The sequence below is a fragment of the Agromyces binzhouensis genome (assembly GCF_004135055.1).
GTDB lineage: Bacteria > Actinomycetota > Actinomycetes > Actinomycetales > Microbacteriaceae > Agromyces > Agromyces binzhouensis.
On sequence record NZ_SDPL01000704.1, the window covers coordinates 1 to 889 of the forward strand.

Genomic DNA, 889 nt, shown 5'->3' on the forward strand with positions numbered 1-889 from the left:
TCGGGCAGCCACGGGCCGACGTACCGCTCGCGCCGGGCCCGGGCGGTGCCGAGGAGGTCGAGGCACACGCGGCCCGCGACGCGGGTCAGCCAGCCCTGCGGGTTCGCGATCGCGGCGCGCTCGGCGTCCGACATCCGGTACCAGCGCACGTACGTCTCCTGCACGGCATCCTCGGCCTCGCCGGTCGTGCCGAGCATGCGGTACGCGAGCGCGAGCAGGCGTCGGCGCTCGTCGACCACGTCGGCGAGGTCGTCGCGGGCGCGGTCGGCGGTGCCGTGGCCGGCGGTCCGCCCCGGGTCATCCGTCATCGTCGTTCCCCTTCCCTTCACCAGCATGACGACACAGCGCCCTGAATCGTGAGGCGCCTCACACATCTCGCCGCTGTCTCGTCAGGTTGGCATGAGCAGAATCCACACGGCCGCGCTCGCAGCATCGGCGGCCATCGCGTTCCTCGTCGGCGGCTGGGCGTTCTTCGCGCCCGGCTCGTTCTACGACTCCTTCCCCGGCATGCTCGGCACCTGGATCTCGACCGACGGGCCCTTCAACGAGCACCTGATCCGCGACGTCGGAGCCCTCTACCTCGGGCTCGGCGTCGCGAGCGTCGCCGGACTCGTCTGGCGGACGCCCGCGCTGTTCCGCGCGCTCGGCCTCGCCTGGACGGTCTTCGGCGCGCTGCACCTCGGCTACCACGTCACGCACCTCGGCCACCAGGACGCCACAGACGACATCGCCGCCATCACCTCGCTCACCATCGCGCTCGCGCTCGGCGTCGTGCTGCTGATCCCGGGGCGCGATCGAGTGCGAGCGGATGCCGCGGCGGCGGCGGATGGCGCGACGGGCGCGCCGCTCGCCCGGACGTCCGATGCCGCTGAAGCCGGAGCCGGCGCGG

The 889-nt window shown here is 73.3% G+C and carries 2 protein-coding genes; one reads left to right on the forward strand and one right to left on the reverse strand.

What is annotated here, in order from left to right:
* On the reverse strand, nucleotides 1-308 hold a 308-nt coding region (locus ESO86_RS17760), incomplete at its 3' end, for a sigma factor (RefSeq protein ID WP_277985254.1).
* A 91-nt stretch (nucleotides 309-399) separates the two neighbouring features.
* Here ESO86_RS17760 and ESO86_RS17765 point away from each other — a divergent pair.
* Nucleotides 400-889, forward strand: a 490-nt coding sequence (locus ESO86_RS17765; protein ID WP_207207226.1) for a hypothetical protein, incomplete at its 3' end; no start/stop codon positions are given.